We start from the raw sequence: 17,355 nt of genomic DNA, 5'->3' as shown, positions 1-17,355 counted from the left end.
TAAGGATGCAAAGTAAGAAATGAAAAGAAAGGCAGGAAAGTTAATATTAATTGAAGTTGGGGTAGTAGTGGCGATCGCACTTATCCTGATTTTAATTATGCCAGTGGTGTTATCTGAGTTTCGCTTGAATTTGTTGGGGCGATTTTTGTCCCTGGCGATTGTGGCTTTAGCTATTGATTTGATTTGGGGTTATACTGGCTTACTCAGTTTGGGACATGGGATTTTCTTTGGCTTGGGTGGATATGCGATCGCTATGTACCTGAAGTTGCAAGTCCCATCTGGTGAGTTACCGGATTTCATGGGATTGTATGGTGTAACTGAACTTCCCTGGTTTTGGAAGCCTTTTTATTCTTTTCCCATAGCAGCCGTGTCGGTGGTATTAATTCCCGGTGTGCTGGCGGGTGTGTTGGGATATTTAGTATTTCGCAATCGGATTAAGGGCGTTTATTTTTCGATTTTGACCCAAGCCGCAATTATTGTCTTTTTTAACTTCTTTAACGGTCAACAACAATTTTTTAACGGTACCAACGGGCTGATAGATTTTACAACTTTGTTTGGTGCCACAGTCAGCGACCCAAAAACCAAATTTATTTTCTACACTCTCACAGTCATCTTTCTCGTTGCTACCTACGGTGTTTGTCGCTGGTTAACAAGTGGACGTTTTGGGAAATTATTAATCGCCATTCGCGACGATGAAAGCCGGGTGAGATTTTCTGGCTATGATCCTACAGAATATAAAACATTAGTGTTTGCAGTTTCCGGCGCGATCGCAGGGATTGCAGGAGCATTTTACACCCTCCAAAGTGGTTCTGTTTCACCTAGAGCAATGGATATTGCATTTTCCATTGAAATGGTAATTTGGGTAGCTGTAGGCGGAAGGGCTACTTTAATTGGGGCGATTGTGGGAACTTTATTAGTTAATTATGCCCGTGCTTTTTTAAGCGAACAATTTGCCGAAATCTGGCTATTTTTCCAAGGCGCACTATTTTTAATAGTAGTAACAGTGCTTCCTGATGGCTTAGTCGGATGGTTGCGTCAACACAAGATTCCTTTTATCAAACCTCCTCAAGAAATTTCCACATATCCCAGCTTAGAAGAAGACCCGGAAGTGCAACATGAACGCCAAAATTTTGGAAACTGAAAACGTAACTGTAAGTTTTGATGGCTTTAAAGCACTCAATCAGTTAAATTTTAGTATGGATGTAGGGGAATTGCGAGTAGTAATTGGCCCCAATGGTGCTGGTAAAACTACATTTTTAGATGTAATTACAGGTAAAGTACAACCAACTATTGGACGGGTTTTATTTAAAGGTAAAAATCTCCGTTCTATACCGGAACATCAAATTGCTAGGCGAGGAATTGGGCGTAAATTCCAAACGCCGAGAGTATATCTCAATTTAACACCACGCGAAAATTTAGAAATTACCAGCAACCGCAATAAAAATGTTTTTTCTACCTTATTTGGGCGTGCTGATAGTTCGGAAAAAAATAGTATCAAAGGGTTATTAGAAACAATTGGCTTAACTGTCAAAGCAGACATCCCCGCAGCTTTGTTATCTCACGGAGAAAAGCAACGTTTAGAAATTGGAATGTTAGTAGCCCAGTCTCCTGACTTACTGCTAGTTGATGAACCAGTTGCAGGTTTAACAGATGAAGAAACATATAATATTGGCGAACTACTGTTAACACTCGCGCAAAATCATTCAATTTTAGTCATTGAACATGATATGGAATTTGTACGCCAAATTGCCCGCAGAGTCACAGTATTACATGAAGGTTCAGTATTATGTGAAGGTAATTTTGAAGAAGTGCAGAATGATCCAAAGGTAATTGAAGTTTATTTAGGTCATCAAGAGTAAGTTGGGGACTGGGGACTGGGGACTGGGTAATGAGTAATGAGTAATGAGTAATGAGTAATGAGTAATGAGTAATGGGTGATTGAGAAAGATAAATAAATTTTGAATCTTGTACAGACGCGATTCATCGCGTCTCTTCAACCGATAATCCTGTCTCTACAATATGCTAAACATCTCTAACCTTAACGTTTACTACGGTGAAAGCCATATTCTTCGCAACGTAGATTTGAATGTACCATCTGGGCAAATGATATGCCTAATTGGACGCAATGGTGTTGGTAAAACAACTCTACTTAAAACCATTATGGGTTTACTTAAACCCCGCAGTGGCACAATTAATTTAGAAGGAAATTTAATCAATTCTAAATCACCCGACCAAAGGGCAAAAATGGGAATTGGTTATGTTCCCCAAGGAAGAGAAATTATTCCCCGATTAACAGTTAAAGAAAACTTGCTGTTGGGGTTAGAAGCTAGAAAGAACCCAGTAAAAAAAGCTGAAATTCCAGAAGAAATTTTTGGCTTATTTCCAGTTTTAAAAACCATGCTGTCGCGCATGGGTGGTGATTTAAGTGGAGGACAGCAACAACAACTTGCGATCGCACGTGCTTTAATGGGACAGCCTCGATTACTCGTCTTAGATGAACCCACCGAAGGTATTCAACCCTCAATTATCCTAGAAATTGAAGCCGCAGTGCGTCGCATTGTTGAAACTACAGGAATTTCTGTTTTATTGGTAGAACAACACTTACACTTTGTCCGCCAGGCTGATTACTATTACGCTATGCAAAAAGGCGGGATTGTGGCTTCTGGTTCCACCAATGAACTTAGCCAAGATGTAATTCAACGATTTTTGGCTGTTTAGTCAGTGTGGCTGAATTTATCTAAACCCATTCAAACCCCTGTGCTGCTAAATATTCCTTAGCTGATTCCAAAACATCTTCTCTCAGAATCAGCTTGATTTCTGGCGAACTGAGATACAAACGCAACCTTTTCTCAAACAGTTGGTTCGCTACTTCTATTTTTCTAACTGCATTCCAGGGAATTAGTAATGGCGGTAACCCAAAGCTAAACAAAGGAAAAATACTCAAGTAAAGTCCTTGACGACTGACACCTACATTTAAAGTTGCTTTGTAATATATCAAACCTACAGCACCGCTTTGCATCAGCCAGAAATTTGGTGGTGGTTCTTCATAGGTGCGATAGAGTTCAGCAAGGCGACTCCAGTCATGACGAAATGTCAGAATCATACCTACCATGAACAAGGCTGGGAAAATACCGTATATCCAATGAGATGTTGCTGACATTAATTGTTACTAATAAAACAAAATATTATAAACAGTATGAATCATGCTAATAACTCTGTAACTATACATTGAGTTAATTTGAGCAGAAATTTACTGTTTAGGACTTACCCAAAAGTCACGGAATTACGTCATTACGAGCGTAGGGAAGTAATCGCATAAAATTATGGGATTGCTTCCCTACACTACGTTCCGGTCGCAATGACAAATGTTGCTTGCGTAAGTCCTGCTGTTAATGTTTAGCTATTTGTAGAAGTGTAATTTTTGACTTACCATTATTTTTCTTTCTACATATTCTTATTGAAAATAGCAAAGTAAATACACCAGATTTCCTGAACTTGCAGATTTGCTCTATGGATTTCATTGATTAAACGCTATACATCGTAGTATTGACTTTTATTCCTAAAAGCCCTAGATTCTACTCTTGGAGTAGTTGCAAGTTATTTGCAAAAATACTGAGAATACTTCCTAATGGAGAGTGATCAATGAGAGTGAGCAAGAAGGGCTTGTTGGTTGCTGGTTCTGCATTGGTATCACTTGCAGGGCTAGCATTTAGCACGTTTGGGGAAATGCAAGCAACGAGCGCTAATTTTGCTCTTAAGCAACAAACACCAAGTTTGCTTGCCCAAAAATTAAAAACTTTGACAGTAGTTTTTCCTAGCAGATCTGATTCTACAGATTTGCAAAACAAAGCCAATGCTGTGGGAGCATTTTTATCGAAAGAATTAGGTATCCCAGTTAAAGCACAGGTAAGCGATGATACGGCTGCGGTAGAAGCTTTGAGAGCAAATCGGGCTGATGTGGCTTTCCTGAGTAGCCGTCCAGCATTGAAGGCTGAACAATTAGCAAATTCTCGTTTGTACTTAGCTGAAGTCCGTGATAACTATTCGGGAAGACACACTTATAGCTCAGTATTTGTTGTCCCCAGCAATAGCCCTTTAAAAAGCAGAAATAACGCCAAAGCTACTCTAGAACAACTCCGTGGTAAAAGAATGGCGTTTACTTCGCCTACTTCGGGTTCTGGGTTTATTTTCCCTGTAGGTGAATTGGTCAAACAAGGATTTGTTCAAAGTAGCGATCGCTTGGATGGATTCTTTGGTCAAGTTAGCTACGGTGGTAATTACAGCAAAGCTTTACAAGCAGTGGTACGCGGTCAAGCTGATGTAGCCACAGTATCAGAATATGCTCTCAATAGCCCGTATATCACCCCAGAAGAAAAGAGCAAGTTACGCGTACTGTATCGTATTTCTGGTGTACCAGCCCACGGTATCGCTATTGATGACGACGTTCCCGCACCAGAACGCGAAAAAATTATTAACGCCCTCCTCAAGTTAAATCAATCACAAAATAATGCGTTACTACGCAATTTATATAACTCTACAGAGTTGGTGAGAGTCGATCACAATCGTCACCTAGCACCCGTTCGGGATGCGCTAGCACGTGTTGGGATTGCACCTTAATTCAGCTGTCAGTCAGCGATGAAGGGGAAAGGTGAAAGGGTAAAGGTTTTTGCTTTTTCTCCTTTTGTACTTCACCAATATGGGAACGGCTATCAATTGCTAGGTGAAAACTATCAATTAACTGTTTAGTGGAATTGAACTAGGGATGAACGACCATATCATTGAGTGCCACAATTTAGAGACAGCTTATGCGGCATCTCTTAATCGCCCTATCTTAAATGGGATTAATTGTCAAATTCAACGGGGTGAATTTGTAGTATTGCTGGGACTCAATGGTGCTGGTAAGTCTACCTTATTGCGATCGCTTGTTGGGTTGGTTCCCCTAGTAAAGGGAGAAATCCAAATCAATGGTGTGACGCTGAGTAAGCGCACACTAGGCGCAATCCGCCGGGATGTCGGGATGTTATTTCAAGGCGGCGGATTGATTAAGCAATTATCAGCCCTAGAAAATGTTCTATGTGGACGGCTAGGTAATCGCACAACTTGGCAAACTTTATGGGGATTTCCCCAACGCGATCGCCTTTTGGCATTAGAGTTATTAGATCAGTTGGGCTTAAGAGAATTAGCCAACCAAAAAACCAGTCAACTCAGTGGTGGACAACAGCAAAGAGTAGCGATCGCCCGGGCTTTAATCCAATCACCACAAATATTATTAGCCGATGAACCGATTACCGGCTTAGATGTCTTAGCTTGTCAGCAGGTAATGCAGACTTTTTCAGACTTGCACGCCCAAGGAATGACGATTGTTACAGTGTTGCATGATTTGGGCATCGCTGCCGAATATGCCCAACGTGCGATCGTTGTCGATGCAGGGTGCATTGTTTATGACGGCCCTTGCGATAACTTACAAGCAAAATTTTCCCAAGTTTCAGCATAAATCATGAATGACTTGTTGAATTCCTCTATTTTCCGGCGCTATTCTTGGGTGAGTTGGCTGATTATCCCCTTAATAGCTGTTGTCGTTTATATTTGGGCGTTACAAGGGCTAAAAGTCGATTATGCAGTCCTGAGTACTAGCTGGCCATATATCACTGATTTTATCTCCAGGTTATTCCCCCCAGATTGGACAGTTTTAGATATCGCAGTTAAAGCATTGATTGAAACTGTACAGATGTCACTTTGGGGAACTACCATCGGTGCAATTATTTCTTTACCGATTGCGATCGCTAGCGCCAGCAACGTTGCGCCCCAATGGTTGCAATGGTTAGCGAATTTACTCCAAAATACTGTGCGTTCCGTCCCGTCTATTATTCTCGGTTTAATTTTTGTCGCCGCCACAGGATTAGGCGCACCAGCCGGGACATTAGCCTTAGGAATTTACACCATCGGCTACCTCGCTAAATTTTATCAACAAGCAATTGAAGCCGTTAACTCTCGTTCTTTAGAATCCTTAGAAGTGATTGGTGCATCCAAATTGCAAATTGCCCAATATGGAATTTTGCCCCAAGTGCTGCCATTAGCATTAGGTTATACCTTCTGGATGTTTGAATACAATATCCGTGCTGCTTCTGTTTTAGGTGTCGTGGGTGCAGGTGGAATTGGCTTTCAGTTGAAGAGTTACATTGACGGATTTGAATACAACAAAGCTACAACCATGATGTTGGTATTGCTGGTAGTAGTAACAGTAATTGATGCTTTTAGCAGTCAATTACGCCGTCGTTTAGATTCGATGTAGTCTAGCTGAATATAATTCCTTTAGGCACTCCATCTGCAAGGTACAATTTTTAGCTCGCCAATCATAGATGCGATCGCAAACCGCAAAAATAAAAGGTACATTATCCCGAAAAATCGCAATCCCACAATTAATTTGCCTTGTTTTTGTATAGTTAAAAACCAGATCGCCATAATTAATGGGGCTATGAGCAACATTTCTAGCTTAAACAACCACTCTCCCACCTGACGGCAAATGTAATAACAAGCACTGTAATAGCCAGAAGATGTACCTGTACACCAGCTCGTCAACCCAATAAAGTGCAGCACATAGTAGGCTTCACTTAAGAGAAACACAGGGATAATTGAAAACTTCAAACAATTTTTCATATAACTAATTAATTACAGCATTTCATTAATTCGTAGTGAATTAGCTGGAAAAATACTCTTCGTGACTTTACTCTCACCTCCGCTTTCCTTTGGGTTTCAAAAAGTTACGCACTTCTACAAAACCTGACTAAGTTTTCAAACAAGAACTTTAAGGAGGCCCAGCAGGAGGTGCATAGCGCATTTCTGGGTATATTTCCAAGTAGTCATGATATCCATTCAGCCATTGACAACGCTTCAGAGTCATTTTGTCCCAGTAGGTAGAGACATACTTTCGCAGATCCTCAATATATCTGGTTTCCCCAACTAATAGTGGTGTACCTAATGAGTAATACAATCCTTGAAATCGTCGATAGGGATTGTAATCACGAGCCGCATTGCCCTCCTTATCCAGAATTTCTAGTTCAGCGACAATTGCCTTTTGTGGGCGATCGCTATGATTAGTCACTACCAGAGTAAAATTCACTTCATACTCGGAACGCGTCCATTCTTTGATCTGACAACTAGATGCTGCCGTTAGTGGGGGTGAACTATAATTTGTGGGGACATTTTTGGGCCAGCGATCGCTTGTGGATTCTAGCAAATTTGCCATGATTTCTCCGTCCTGGCGTTCTAATTTATCCACAAAGATATTGCGGTAATAAACCTTGCCAGAATAGGGATTGGGTAGATAAGGATGCTGCCAGTCACTCCAATTTGAAGGCTTGTTAAGATTAAAATTATTAGGTTTTTTCGGCTCATCGAACCCCATCATCAGATAATCTGCTCTTAAGTAGCGGCTAGGAGGTATTCTCTTAAAAGCTTTCAGAGGTGGTAGTAACTGATAAATCTGATGCTTGCTTGATAGCTGCTGGTAAAATTTGGGATTAATTTGCAACTTTTGAATATCCCACCCATCTTTGAAAACATAAAGTATCAAAGTATCAATACCCTGATCCGCTAGTAAACAGCCCTGTCGATAACCATTCGGCAATTCTGGAAGTGGGTAGGTAAAAGAGATGCGTTTCTCTGTCACCGCTTGCTGGAATTGTTTCCAAATCACACAAGGCGGAACAATGGTTTTGTGAGAGAGATTAGTGACTTGGGTTAAGTGAGAAGATATAGAGGCGATCGCTGGTGGAGGTTCTACGGTAACAGGTTGAGAATCTGGCTTTTGTTCACAACTGATGAAGAAGAAAATAAAAGCTGCTACAAGAACAGCCATCTGAATGCGACGTTTAGCATAAAAACGCATAAATAATGGTGATTAAACACCGAATTTAGTTCTACATATTAGAAATACAGATGGTACAAACAAAATTCCTGTAGAAATGTAATTTTTTGTAATACGAAGATTGCAGGCTACTAAAAAAACATCAAGAAGGCTGAGTTTTCCCTATTCCTGTTCAAAGTTCTTTATAGAACCATAGAACAAACAACTCTGCTGGCGTAACTTCAGGAACTGGGTTTAGTAACAATGCTCGCTCAAAATGACTGCGCTTCAATACAAATATTCCATGCTGGGCTAAAATATCTGTTGCCTCCGCTAGTTGAGCCTGCCACTCACCAGCAGGTAGTTGATCCAGCATCATCCAGTCGAAATCTACGAAGCCAACTGTGCCAGTCACAAAAACACCATTTTTATACACCTGCCTTGAGTATCCTGCACTATAAACTGCGATCGGTGCATCGCGGTTAATTTCCAAGACAATTCCGTGTATGATTTGCTCTACTCTATTTTCATCTGTAATTGTCAGTTGTGATCCACCTTCTTTAAGATAAATAAATAGGTGAAAGAATGAAGTGAAACCTTCACCAAAAGGATATTCGATCAACCAGCTACCAGGAGCGTGATCGGGGAACAAATCAAAGGTTTCTGCTCCCTGAAAATCTGTGATAACTCTATCAAAATATGCGTCTTTTGTATCCCAATCTAGGTTGTAGGGGGGTTGTTCGTACATACTAGGGGGATGATGAATTATATCTACGAGTTGTTTCAGTATTTGATCGGGAACTGTCATTATGGCAACTACCAGATTAAAAACGGGAGCACAAAGCAGAACAGCTAGTTTTTTATGAGTCCTAGTGTATGTATTTGATGACGGCTAGGTTAACAATTTCGTTTAGAGATTTTTCCATCAGGCATTTTTGTATTACAGAGCTTGGCTTGATCCATCACAGACCCTTTCAAGTTAGCACCCTCAAAGTTAGCTTCACTTAAGTCAGATCCTGTAAAATCAACATTTGGCAATCCTAAATCACCGACTGGAGTCCGTCCAACATAACTAAAATTAGCACCAGTTAAATTCGCATTTCTAAAACTTGTACCATCCAGATATGTACAAGTGCCAGCACCACAGTGAAAATCAGCTTGAGACAAATTTGCACCATCAAAAATAGTATTTTCTAGATTGGCTTGCCGTAGCACAGCTTGTTGAAGATTAGCATGAGAAAAATTAGCGTTCCGGAGTTTAGTGGCTCCTAAAATTGTGTTTTGGAGATTTGCCTGAGAGAAATCTGCATTGTTGAACTGTTTCAATGATAGGTCTTTGTTCGATAGGTCACATCGCTGACATTGATTAGTTTCTCTTTGCAAAAAACGTTGCTTTTGAGCTTCAGGCCGATTCCAAAATAAAAATAAGATGATTGGCAGAGTTATTATTCCAGCTAGATAGCATAGACAAACTACAATACAAGAACGCTTATTCATCCATTCTTGTCTGAGAGGGTATTGAGGCGCATCTCGGTTAAAGCTTGGCATTGAATTTGCAACTAAAAAATGCACATCATGAATTAACTGTGTGCATTAGTGATTATTGTCATTTAAAACTTTACCAAGAAAACTCACAAACTACGTAATTGTCACTTAACTGCCACCCAATGCACTAAAGTACTTACTACATAGGCTGTAACATCTGATTTATGTGACACTGATTTTGCAAAAATATTGCAAAACTTCACAGTCGATCAAGAAAAGGGAACACGAAAAATTTCTTAATTATATTTTCACATGAAATTATCACTATTTAACTAACTATTGCTGACAACAGATATCACTATTTCTTTTTGAGGCTCTGGCTGCTGGTTTTCGCTATTTTTGGCAAAATGCTTATCCATGAGTGCAGGAACTTGTGCGGCTTGAATGCGACTGTAACGAGTTTTATCTGGCATTACTAAGTTAGGCCCACCTTTGCAGTTTTTCATACAGCCAGTACCTTTAATCGTAACTTGGTCTTCCAAACCGCGATCGCTTAATGCTGCTTCCAACGCTTGGCAAAGTCCTTTACCACCGCGTTTCATGCAATCAGATTTTTGACAAACCAAAATAGTGCTTTTCGGAGATTTCTCTTTAGTTTTATTAATAGATGGCGCTGCTGTTAATGTCGTAATGTCATGAATTCGGGAGACTTCGGGGATTGCTGCCATGACACGTTCAGCTTTCAACGTGATTTTGCCGCTTTTTACTTCATGCTTTTTTGTCCCGACAATTTGCAGCCAAGTACCTGGCGGTAAGCGCAAATCAAAAGCATATTTTAAATGTTTAGCAAGTTTCACATAAGATTCACCTTCAGCAGTCCCGATGAGCAAGCCTTTGAGCTTATAGCCATCCTTAATCACAAATTCCAGAAATCTTCCTTCAAGGCAAAAATCTGATACTTCGGTAGCGTGCGATCCACTCATGTTGGTTTTACCTGTTATTTATAAGACAACCTTGTTAGCGAGATAGCTTCAACGATTGAAACGTAGCCAGCTTTTCTCCAAACTCGAAATTATGTCTTGACGGGAAACACTGAACTGGCGCATGACACTCCAAAGTTGAATTATTGCTAAAGGATTAGTAATTTCAACTTGCAATGGCTGGTTAGACTCACACCAACAGGGAATCTCTAATTGCTGTAAGCGTTGATAAACTTGCCAACGATCCGCCCAATTCACTTCTAAAGTGTGTCTGGTTTCTACTTCTGAGCTAAACGATTTCAAGAGATGTACCTTCAAAATGCAACTATTTTGCAGTAATTATGCTGGTTTTGCTCCTTGAGGTTTCCCTTCTCTAGGAGTCCAGCTTTATAAATAAGCATAGCTTAGATGCAAACAATTCTCATTTATTTTAGATAAAAATCTCTAATATTTGCAATGTTCTTTTATTAATGGGGGTTGGGGATTGGGGAACTCGGGGCCCCCTTTGGGGATAAGGGGTAATGGGGACTGGGGACTGGGGATTGGGGATTAGGGACTGGGGATTAGGGACTGGGGATAAAGGGGATGAGGGGATAAATTATTTTGAGCCTTGACTCTTGTACAGACGCGATTAATCGCGTCTCTGTGACCCTGATTCAGCAGAGCAACCCTTCAGTATAAGAATGAAATTGCATAATTTTAGTAATGAAAAAATTAAAAGTCTATGAAATAAATTGGAATTGCTTTTAATTTTTAGAGTGTTAATATGTAGAAACTTCAGAAGTTCAAAACCTTAACTGATTAAAAGCGAGGAGAACAATGTCTGATACCACTACTGTGTTAAGAAACTTTGGTCATGTTTATGACAATCCAGTTTTATTAGATCACAGCGTAACTGCACCAGTTACTGAAGGATTTAACGTTGTCTTAGCAAGTTTTCAAGCTCTTTCCTTGCAATACCAAAAACATCATTTTGTGGTTGAGGGTGCAGAATTTTACTCTCTACATGAGTTTTTTAATGATAGTTATAAAGAAATACAAGAACATATCCATGAAATTGGAGAGCGCTTGGATGGACTAGGTGGTGTACCAGTAGCTACCTTTAGCAAGTTGGCAGAATTAACCTGTTTTACACAAGAGCCAGAAGGGGTATTTTCTGCGCGCCAAATGGTAGAAAATGACTTAGCAGCAGAGCAAGCAATTATTGGCTTGATTCGCCGCCAAGCTGCTCAGGCAGAGAGTTTGGGAGACCGTGGTACCCGTTACCTCTACGAAAAAATTCTTTTGAAAACTGAAGAACGCGCTTATCACTTGGCTCACTTCCTAGCAAAAGACAGCTTAACCTTAGGTTTTGTTCAACCTGCTCAGAACTAGAACCTGATAAATTTCGATAAGTCTGTTTAAGTCAGTTAATACTGAATAATAATTAGTCAGTAGTGAGTCTTAAAAAAATATAAAAAATTGCAGAGATTAGTATTTCTATATCTCTGCAATTTTTAATCTTGTTATATCAATGAATAACTATATAAACTATGATGATAATTAACAATACTTTTCTAATATCAGCTAATTAAAAATTACTGTTATTTAATAAAATCTATCTTTAGATAGATGCATTCTCTGGATTACTTTAAATTTAACATTATTGTCATATCAACTACCGCTACTAATAAAAAATATTACCAATTATTTGCAATATTTACTAATGATAATTCCCAATAATTTCAACATACAAAAAACCGGAGATTAACCAAGTAAGAGCAATCCCTAGTCCCCAGTCCCTAGTCCCTAGTCCCCAGTCCCTAGTCCCCAGTACCCAATCCCCAGTCCCCAGTCCCTAGTCCCTAGTCCCCAGTCCCTAGTCCCCAGTACCCAATCCCCAGTCCCCAGTCCCTAGTCCCTAGTCCCCAGTCCCTAGTCCCCAGTACCCAGTACCCAATCCCCAGTCCCCCAATCCCCTCCTGTCATCAAACTTTAGAAAACTTGCTAACAAACAGCGTGACCAGGGAGAAAGAATCTTAAAATAATCAGGATTTGTATTCTCTTACTCCATCCCTTAAGACTATGCCCCGCCGTCAAGACCTCCGGAAGATACTGCTGTTAGGCTCTGGCCCAATTGTGATTGGACAAGCCTGTGAGTTCGACTACTCTGGCACTCAAGCCTGTAAAGCTTTGCGAGAAGAAGGTTATGAAGTGGTGTTGGTGAACTCTAACCCAGCGACAATCATGACCGATCCAGAAACAGCCGAGCGTACTTATATTGAGCCGCTGACACCGGAAATGGTCGCAAAAGTCATTGCCAAAGAACGTCCAGATGCTTTATTGCCAACTATGGGAGGACAAACTGCTCTGAATCTCGCCGTGGCTTTGGCGAAAAATGGTGTTTTAGAAGAGTATGGCGTTGAGTTAATTGGTGCGAAACTCCCAGCTATTGAAAAAGCTGAAGACAGAAAACTGTTCAACGATGCAATGGATAAGATTGGGGTGCAGGTTTGCCCCAGTGGTACCGCCTCATCTTTAGAAGAAGCAAAAGCGATCGCTCGCCGCATTGGTACTTATCCTCTAATTATTCGTCCTGCTTTCACTATGGGTGGTACGGGCGGCGGTATTGCTTACAACCAGGAAGAATTTGAGGAAATGGCACAGGTGGGTATTGATGCTAGCCCTGTGTCACAAATTCTCATCGATCAGTCCCTACTTGGTTGGAAGGAGTACGAATTAGAAGTGATGCGGGACTTGGCAGATAACGTGGTGATTATCTGCTCCATTGAAAACCTCGACCCGATGGGTATCCACACCGGAGACTCAATTACCGTTGCACCAGCTCAAACCCTCACCGATAAGGAATATCAACGGCTGCGGGATATGGCAATTAAAATCATCCGCGAAATTGGGGTAGAAACTGGCGGTTCTAATATCCAATTTGCTGTGAATCCGGTAAGTGGGGATGTGGTGGTGATTGAAATGAACCCCCGTGTGTCTCGTAGTTCTGCCTTGGCTTCCAAAGCTACTGGTTTCCCGATCGCCAAGATGGCGGCGAAGTTAGCTGTTGGCTATACCTTGGATGAAATTAAAAACGACATTACTAAGAAAACTCCCGCATCCTTTGAACCCACAATTGACTATGTAGTCACCAAAGTTCCCCGCTTTGCCTTTGAGAAGTTCCCTGGCTCAGAACCAGTGTTGACAACCCAGATGAAATCTGTGGGCGAAGCAATGTCAATTGCCCGGACATTTAACGAATCCTTCCAAAAAGCTCTGCGTTCCTTAGAAACTGGACGTGCAGGTTGGGGTTGCGACAAAGCCGAGAAATTACCTAGCGGCGAACAAATCCGCGCCCAGTTACGGACACCTAACCCAGAGCGCATTTTCGCCGTGCGTCATGCAATGCAATTGGGGCTAACTAATGAAGAAATCTACGAACTGACAGGTATTGACCCTTGGTTCCTCGATAAATTGCAACAACTGTTAGAAGTCGAGAAATTCCTCAAACGCACTCCTTTAAAAGAGTTGACAAAAGAGCAGATGTATGAAGTGAAGCGTGAGGGATATAGCGATCGCCAAATTGCTTTTGCTACCAAAACTCACGAAGATGAGGTACGCGCATACCGCAAACAGTTAGGAGTCGTTCCAGTTTACAAAACTGTAGACACCTGTGCTGCTGAGTTTGAAGCCTTTACTCCTTACTACTACTCCACCTACGAAGAAGAAACCGAAGTTTTACCCACCGACAAACCCAAAGTGATGATTTTGGGTGGTGGCCCCAACCGGATTGGGCAAGGAATTGAGTTTGATTACTGCTGTTGTCATGCAGCCTATGCTTTGAAAGGTGCAGGCTACGAGACAATTATGGTCAACTCTAACCCAGAGACAGTTTCTACAGATTATGACACCAGCGATCGCCTGTACTTTGAGCCATTAACTAAAGAAGATGTCCTCAATATCATTGAAGCTGAGAATCCTGTAGGCATCATTGTGCAATTCGGTGGACAAACACCATTGAAGCTAGCAGTACCTCTGCAACAAATACTCAGCAATCCCGAATCAGGACTCACTACAAAAATTTGGGGTACATCGCCAGATTCTATCGATATGGCAGAAAACCGGGAACGGTTTGAAAAGATCCTCAATCAGTTGAATATTGCTCAACCCCCCAATGGAATTGCTCGGAGTTACGAAGACGCGCTGATTGTCGCCAAACGCATTGGTTATCCAGTGGTGGTACGTCCTAGCTATGTGCTGGGGGGAAGGGCAATGGAAATCGTCTACTCCGATGCAGAACTAGAACGTTACATGACCTTTGCGGTACAGGTAGAACCCGATCACCCAATTTTGATTGATAAATTTTTGGAAAATGCCATCGAAGTTGATGTAGATGCGATCGCAGACCACACGGGACGAGTGGTAATTGGTGGTATTATGGAACACATCGAACAAGCGGGGATTCACTCTGGTGATTCAGCTTGCTCTTTACCTTCCATTTCCCTACCGCCAGCAGTGCTAAATCAAATTCGCACCTGGACAGTGCAGTTAGCACAGGCGCTTTCGGTAGTTGGGCTAATGAATATTCAGTTTGCTGTTGTGGGTGCTAGTAGCTATTCACCGCAAATTTACATTCTAGAAGCCAACCCCCGCGCCTCTCGGACTGTGCCCTTTGTTTCTAAAGCAACCGGTGTGCAATTGGCAAAACTCGCATCCTTAATCATGTCAGGCAAAACCTTAGAGGAGCTAAACTTCACTCAGGAAGTCATCCCCTCCCATATTGCGGTTAAAGAAGCAGTATTGCCATTCAATAAATTCCCCGGTACTGATACGATTTTGGGCCCTGAAATGCGCTCCACTGGTGAAGTTATGGGAATTGACACAGATTTTGGCCGCGCCTTTGCCAAAGCTGAAATCGCTGCGGGTGAGCGTCTACCATTGTCGGGCACAGTATTTGTATCCATGAGCGATCGCGATAAAGCTCCAGCAGTAAACGTCGTCAAAGAATTTATTGATTTGGGCTTTACAGTGATGGCAACATTTGGCACGCGTAAAGTTCTTCAGGAACATGGGCTACCTGTTGAGTTAGTCCTGAAACTCCATGAAGGTCGTCCTCACGTCCTGGATGCTATCAAAAACCAAAAAATCCAACTAATTATCAACACCCCATCGGGAGAAGAAGCCCATACTGATGCGCGGTTAATTCGCCGCACAGCCTTGGCTTACAAAATCCCCATCATCACCACCATTGCAGGAGCCAAAGCCACTGTTGCAGCCATACATTCTCTGCAAACTACCACTTTAGACGTAAAAGTCATCCAAGAATACTGCCTGCTGCAATAGGAATGTTGATCATCATCTCTTGCAAAAGGTACTTTTACCAAATCTGAGAAAGCGGTAAAAGTTAAAAGAACGGGCATGGGGCATGGGGCATTGGGCATGGGTAATGAGAAGTCAGCATTTGTTTTTCTTCCTCATACCCCTAATCTGTCCCTGCTCCTTTCCCAGTCACCAGTCCCCAGTCACCATTACCCCTTATCCCCAGAGGGGGCCCCGAGTTCCCCAATCCCCAATCCCAACAAAAGCAAAAGTTAATTAATTGTTATAGAACATTATTTATACTTATCATTGATTTATTTTAAGAATTATGAGAAACAAATTTCTTCCTACAGAGACATTTATGAAGTCAGCTAATAAGCGAGATTCATCTATATGACAGCGTTAGAGCTATGGGAACAGCCTTTAAAATTCCGAACTCAAGGGTATGAGATTTTTATCATAAATGTTACAATTATTAATCATGAGAAAAACCAAAAAATGTTCTACTCAATACCTTTTATCTAACTCTAGATACTTGTGAAACTGGGTAAATAACTGTAACGTCTAGAGCAGTTAAGAACCTGAATAGATTAATATGAGCAGCCGAATTTTTCGGACAGTGAAATTGCCAACCATAGTCTGGGTTCCCATTCAAACTGGTTAGCAGCCTGGCAAAGCATTTATCACTAAATGACCATACCGTCAAATCCAACATTACCAATGAGTAGCGCCATGAAGACCGCTCAGACAGCCACGGACCTCGTGCGGACTTACCTGCGTGAGATTGGCCGTGTGCCACTCTTAACCCACGAGGAAGAGATTTTTTATGGCAAACAGGTGCAGCGTTCAACTGCTTTGTATGAAATAAGGGATGAGCTTGTCACCCAGTTAGGTCGTCAACCAACTTTAGAAGAGTGGGCCAAAGCTACAAATCTAGAATTGGCAGAGTTGAACGAAGTGATCGCCGACGGCGAATATGCCAAGCGCAAGATGGTAGAAGCTAACTTGCGATTGGTTGTATCTGTTGCCAAAAAATATATTAAGCGCAATGTCGATCTCCTAGATTTAATCCAAGAAGGCAGCATCGGGATGCAACGGGGTGTAGAAAAGTTTGACCCCACAAAAGGTTATAGATTTTCTACCTATGCCTATTGGTGGATACGTCAAGCTATCACCAGAGCGATCGCCGAAAAAGCTCGTACTATTCGGTTGCCAATCCACATTACAGAGAAACTGAATAAGATTAAAAAAGCACAGAGGCAATTATCCCAAAGGCTGGGACGCGCTCCTTCTGCATCTGAATTAGCTAAAGAATTGGAATTGACACCTAAACAGGTACGAGAGTACCTGGAAAAGGCCCGTCTACCTCTATCCCTGGATTTGCGGTTGGGAGATAATTACGACACTGAACTGGGAGAAATGTTGGAAGATCCTGGCGCTTCTCCAGAAGACTTTGTGATGCAATCTTCATTGTCTAATGATTTAGAGCGCCTGATGGGGGATCTGACTCCCCAGCAAAAGGAAGTAATCACCCTGCGCTTTGGCTTAATGGATGGTCAAGCTCTAACTTTAGCCAGAATTGGTGAAATCCTCAACATCAGTCGTGAACGAGTACGGCAAATTGAGCGGGAAGCACTCACTAAACTACGTAAGTCTAAAGCCAACATGGATGAATATTTGGCCAGCTAGTCATTTGTCTTTTGTCCTTTCTGACAGAGTTCTGAGCACCTCAAACAGGCGCTC

The 17,355-nt window shown here is 41.6% G+C and carries 16 protein-coding genes; 9 read left to right on the top strand and 7 right to left on the bottom strand.

Annotated features, from left to right (window positions below; all coding sequences use genetic code 11):
- Window positions 1–19 precede the first annotated feature (19 nt).
- The 3 genes from urtC (at window position 20) to urtE (ending at window position 2,718) form a co-directional block, all read left to right on the top strand.
- The gene (gene urtC / locus HGR01_RS31885) at window positions 20–1,141 is read left to right on the top strand and encodes an urea ABC transporter permease subunit UrtC (protein WP_045868249.1); all 1,122 of its coding nucleotides are present in this window, start codon (window positions 20–22) and stop codon (window positions 1,139–1,141) included.
- Window positions 1,116–1,859: an urea ABC transporter ATP-binding protein UrtD gene (urtD, locus tag HGR01_RS31880; RefSeq protein ID WP_045868250.1), complete on the top strand. Its 744-nt coding sequence runs from the start codon at window positions 1,116–1,118 to the stop codon at window positions 1,857–1,859. The genes urtC and urtD overlap by 26 nt, the downstream gene beginning before the upstream one ends.
- Window positions 1,860–2,019: 160 nt before the next feature.
- The gene (gene urtE, locus HGR01_RS31875; protein ID WP_045868251.1) at window positions 2,020–2,718 is read left to right on the top strand and encodes an urea ABC transporter ATP-binding subunit UrtE; all 699 of its coding nucleotides are present in this window, start codon (window positions 2,020–2,022) and stop codon (window positions 2,716–2,718) included.
- Window positions 2,719–2,737: 19 nt separating this feature from the next.
- On the opposite strand, the gene HGR01_RS31870 is transcribed toward urtE, so the two are convergent.
- Window positions 2,738–3,160, bottom strand: coding sequence for a hypothetical protein (locus tag HGR01_RS31870; RefSeq protein ID WP_045868252.1), 423 nt, complete (start codon window positions 3,158–3,160; stop codon window positions 2,738–2,740).
- Window positions 3,161–3,642: 482 nt separating this feature from the next.
- Between HGR01_RS31870 and HGR01_RS31865 the strand changes: the two genes are divergently transcribed.
- The 3 genes from HGR01_RS31865 to phnE all read left to right on the top strand — a co-directional run bounded on the left by HGR01_RS31865 (window position 3,643) and on the right by phnE (window position 6,292).
- Complete coding sequence (locus HGR01_RS31865; protein ID WP_045868253.1) at window positions 3,643–4,617, top strand: phosphate/phosphite/phosphonate ABC transporter substrate-binding protein; 975 nt, start codon at window positions 3,643–3,645, stop codon at window positions 4,615–4,617.
- Window positions 4,618–4,762: 145 nt separating this feature from the next.
- Complete coding sequence (locus HGR01_RS31860; protein WP_045868254.1) at window positions 4,763–5,494, top strand: phosphonate ABC transporter ATP-binding protein; 732 nt, start codon at window positions 4,763–4,765, stop codon at window positions 5,492–5,494.
- A 3-nt stretch (window positions 5,495–5,497) separates the two neighbouring features.
- The gene (phnE, locus tag HGR01_RS31855; protein WP_045868255.1) at window positions 5,498–6,292 is read left to right on the top strand and encodes a phosphonate ABC transporter, permease protein PhnE; all 795 of its coding nucleotides are present in this window, start codon (window positions 5,498–5,500) and stop codon (window positions 6,290–6,292) included.
- Between the two features lie 20 nt (window positions 6,293–6,312).
- On the opposite strand, the gene HGR01_RS31850 is transcribed toward phnE, so the two are convergent.
- The 6 genes from HGR01_RS31850 to HGR01_RS31825 form a co-directional block, all read right to left on the bottom strand.
- Window positions 6,313–6,645, bottom strand: coding sequence for a hypothetical protein (locus tag HGR01_RS31850; RefSeq protein ID WP_155538988.1), 333 nt, complete (start codon window positions 6,643–6,645; stop codon window positions 6,313–6,315).
- A 160-nt stretch (window positions 6,646–6,805) separates the two neighbouring features.
- Window positions 6,806–7,888 carry a hypothetical protein gene (locus tag HGR01_RS31845; RefSeq protein WP_045868257.1) on the bottom strand — a complete coding sequence of 361 codons (1,083 nt, stop codon included), beginning with the start codon at window positions 7,886–7,888 and terminating at the stop codon, window positions 6,806–6,808.
- Between the two features lie 151 nt (window positions 7,889–8,039).
- On the bottom strand, window positions 8,040–8,654 hold the full coding sequence (locus HGR01_RS31840; protein WP_045868258.1) for a hypothetical protein: 615 nt from the start codon (window positions 8,652–8,654) through the stop codon (window positions 8,040–8,042).
- A gap of 89 nt (window positions 8,655–8,743) precedes the next feature.
- On the bottom strand, window positions 8,744–9,394 hold the full coding sequence (locus HGR01_RS31835) for a pentapeptide repeat-containing protein (RefSeq protein WP_045868259.1): 651 nt from the start codon (window positions 9,392–9,394) through the stop codon (window positions 8,744–8,746).
- Between the two features lie 269 nt (window positions 9,395–9,663).
- The gene (locus tag HGR01_RS31830; RefSeq protein ID WP_045868260.1) at window positions 9,664–10,314 is read right to left on the bottom strand and encodes a (2Fe-2S) ferredoxin domain-containing protein; all 651 of its coding nucleotides are present in this window, start codon (window positions 10,312–10,314) and stop codon (window positions 9,664–9,666) included.
- Between the two features lie 48 nt (window positions 10,315–10,362).
- Window positions 10,363–10,614 carry an Asr1405/Asl0597 family protein gene (locus HGR01_RS31825; RefSeq protein ID WP_045868261.1) on the bottom strand — a complete coding sequence of 84 codons (252 nt, stop codon included), beginning with the start codon at window positions 10,612–10,614 and terminating at the stop codon, window positions 10,363–10,365.
- A 516-nt stretch (window positions 10,615–11,130) separates the two neighbouring features.
- Here HGR01_RS31825 and HGR01_RS31820 point away from each other — a divergent pair.
- The 3 genes from HGR01_RS31820 (at window position 11,131) to HGR01_RS31810 (ending at window position 17,301) form a co-directional block, all read left to right on the top strand.
- Window positions 11,131–11,685 carry a Dps family protein gene (locus HGR01_RS31820; RefSeq protein ID WP_045868262.1) on the top strand — a complete coding sequence of 185 codons (555 nt, stop codon included), beginning with the start codon at window positions 11,131–11,133 and terminating at the stop codon, window positions 11,683–11,685.
- A 690-nt stretch (window positions 11,686–12,375) separates the two neighbouring features.
- Window positions 12,376–15,636, top strand: coding sequence for a carbamoyl-phosphate synthase large subunit (gene carB, locus HGR01_RS31815; RefSeq protein WP_045868263.1), 3,261 nt, complete (start codon window positions 12,376–12,378; stop codon window positions 15,634–15,636).
- A gap of 708 nt (window positions 15,637–16,344) precedes the next feature.
- Window positions 16,345–17,301, top strand: a complete 957-nt coding sequence (locus tag HGR01_RS31810) for an RNA polymerase sigma factor, RpoD/SigA family (protein ID WP_045868892.1) — start codon at window positions 16,345–16,347, stop codon at window positions 17,299–17,301.
- The last annotated feature ends 54 nt before the right edge of the window (window positions 17,302–17,355 follow it).

This window comes from Tolypothrix sp. PCC 7712, assembly GCF_025860405.1.
GTDB lineage: Bacteria > Cyanobacteriota > Cyanobacteriia > Cyanobacteriales > Nostocaceae > Aulosira > Aulosira diplosiphon.
This window is presented reverse-complemented; position numbering and strand designations above follow the sequence as displayed.

Excerpts from the sequence above, each read along its gene's own strand:
- HGR01_RS31820 (WP_045868262.1), top strand. The coding sequence starts at position 11,131 with ATGTCTGATACCACTACTGTGTTAAGAAACTTTGGTCATGTTTATGAC.
- urtC (WP_045868249.1), top strand. The coding sequence starts at position 20 with ATGAAAAGAAAGGCAGGAAAGTTAATATTAATTGAAGTTGGGGTAGTA.
- HGR01_RS31845 (WP_045868257.1), bottom strand. The coding sequence starts at position 7,888 with ATGCGTTTTTATGCTAAACGTCGCATTCAGATGGCTGTTCTTGTAGCA.
- urtD (WP_045868250.1), top strand. The coding sequence starts at position 1,116 with ATGAACGCCAAAATTTTGGAAACTGAAAACGTAACTGTAAGTTTTGAT.
- HGR01_RS31870 (WP_045868252.1), bottom strand. The coding sequence starts at position 3,160 with ATGTCAGCAACATCTCATTGGATATACGGTATTTTCCCAGCCTTGTTC.
- HGR01_RS31835 (WP_045868259.1), bottom strand. The coding sequence starts at position 9,394 with ATGCCAAGCTTTAACCGAGATGCGCCTCAATACCCTCTCAGACAAGAA.
- HGR01_RS31840 (WP_045868258.1), bottom strand. The coding sequence starts at position 8,654 with ATGACAGTTCCCGATCAAATACTGAAACAACTCGTAGATATAATTCAT.
- carB (WP_045868263.1), top strand. The coding sequence starts at position 12,376 with ATGCCCCGCCGTCAAGACCTCCGGAAGATACTGCTGTTAGGCTCTGGC.
- HGR01_RS31865 (WP_045868253.1), top strand. The coding sequence starts at position 3,643 with ATGAGAGTGAGCAAGAAGGGCTTGTTGGTTGCTGGTTCTGCATTGGTA.
- phnE (WP_045868255.1), top strand. The coding sequence starts at position 5,498 with ATGAATGACTTGTTGAATTCCTCTATTTTCCGGCGCTATTCTTGGGTG.
- HGR01_RS31810 (WP_045868892.1), top strand. The coding sequence starts at position 16,345 with ATGAAGACCGCTCAGACAGCCACGGACCTCGTGCGGACTTACCTGCGT.
- HGR01_RS31860 (WP_045868254.1), top strand. The coding sequence starts at position 4,763 with ATGAACGACCATATCATTGAGTGCCACAATTTAGAGACAGCTTATGCG.
- urtE (WP_045868251.1), top strand. The coding sequence starts at position 2,020 with ATGCTAAACATCTCTAACCTTAACGTTTACTACGGTGAAAGCCATATT.
- HGR01_RS31830 (WP_045868260.1), bottom strand. The coding sequence starts at position 10,314 with ATGAGTGGATCGCACGCTACCGAAGTATCAGATTTTTGCCTTGAAGGA.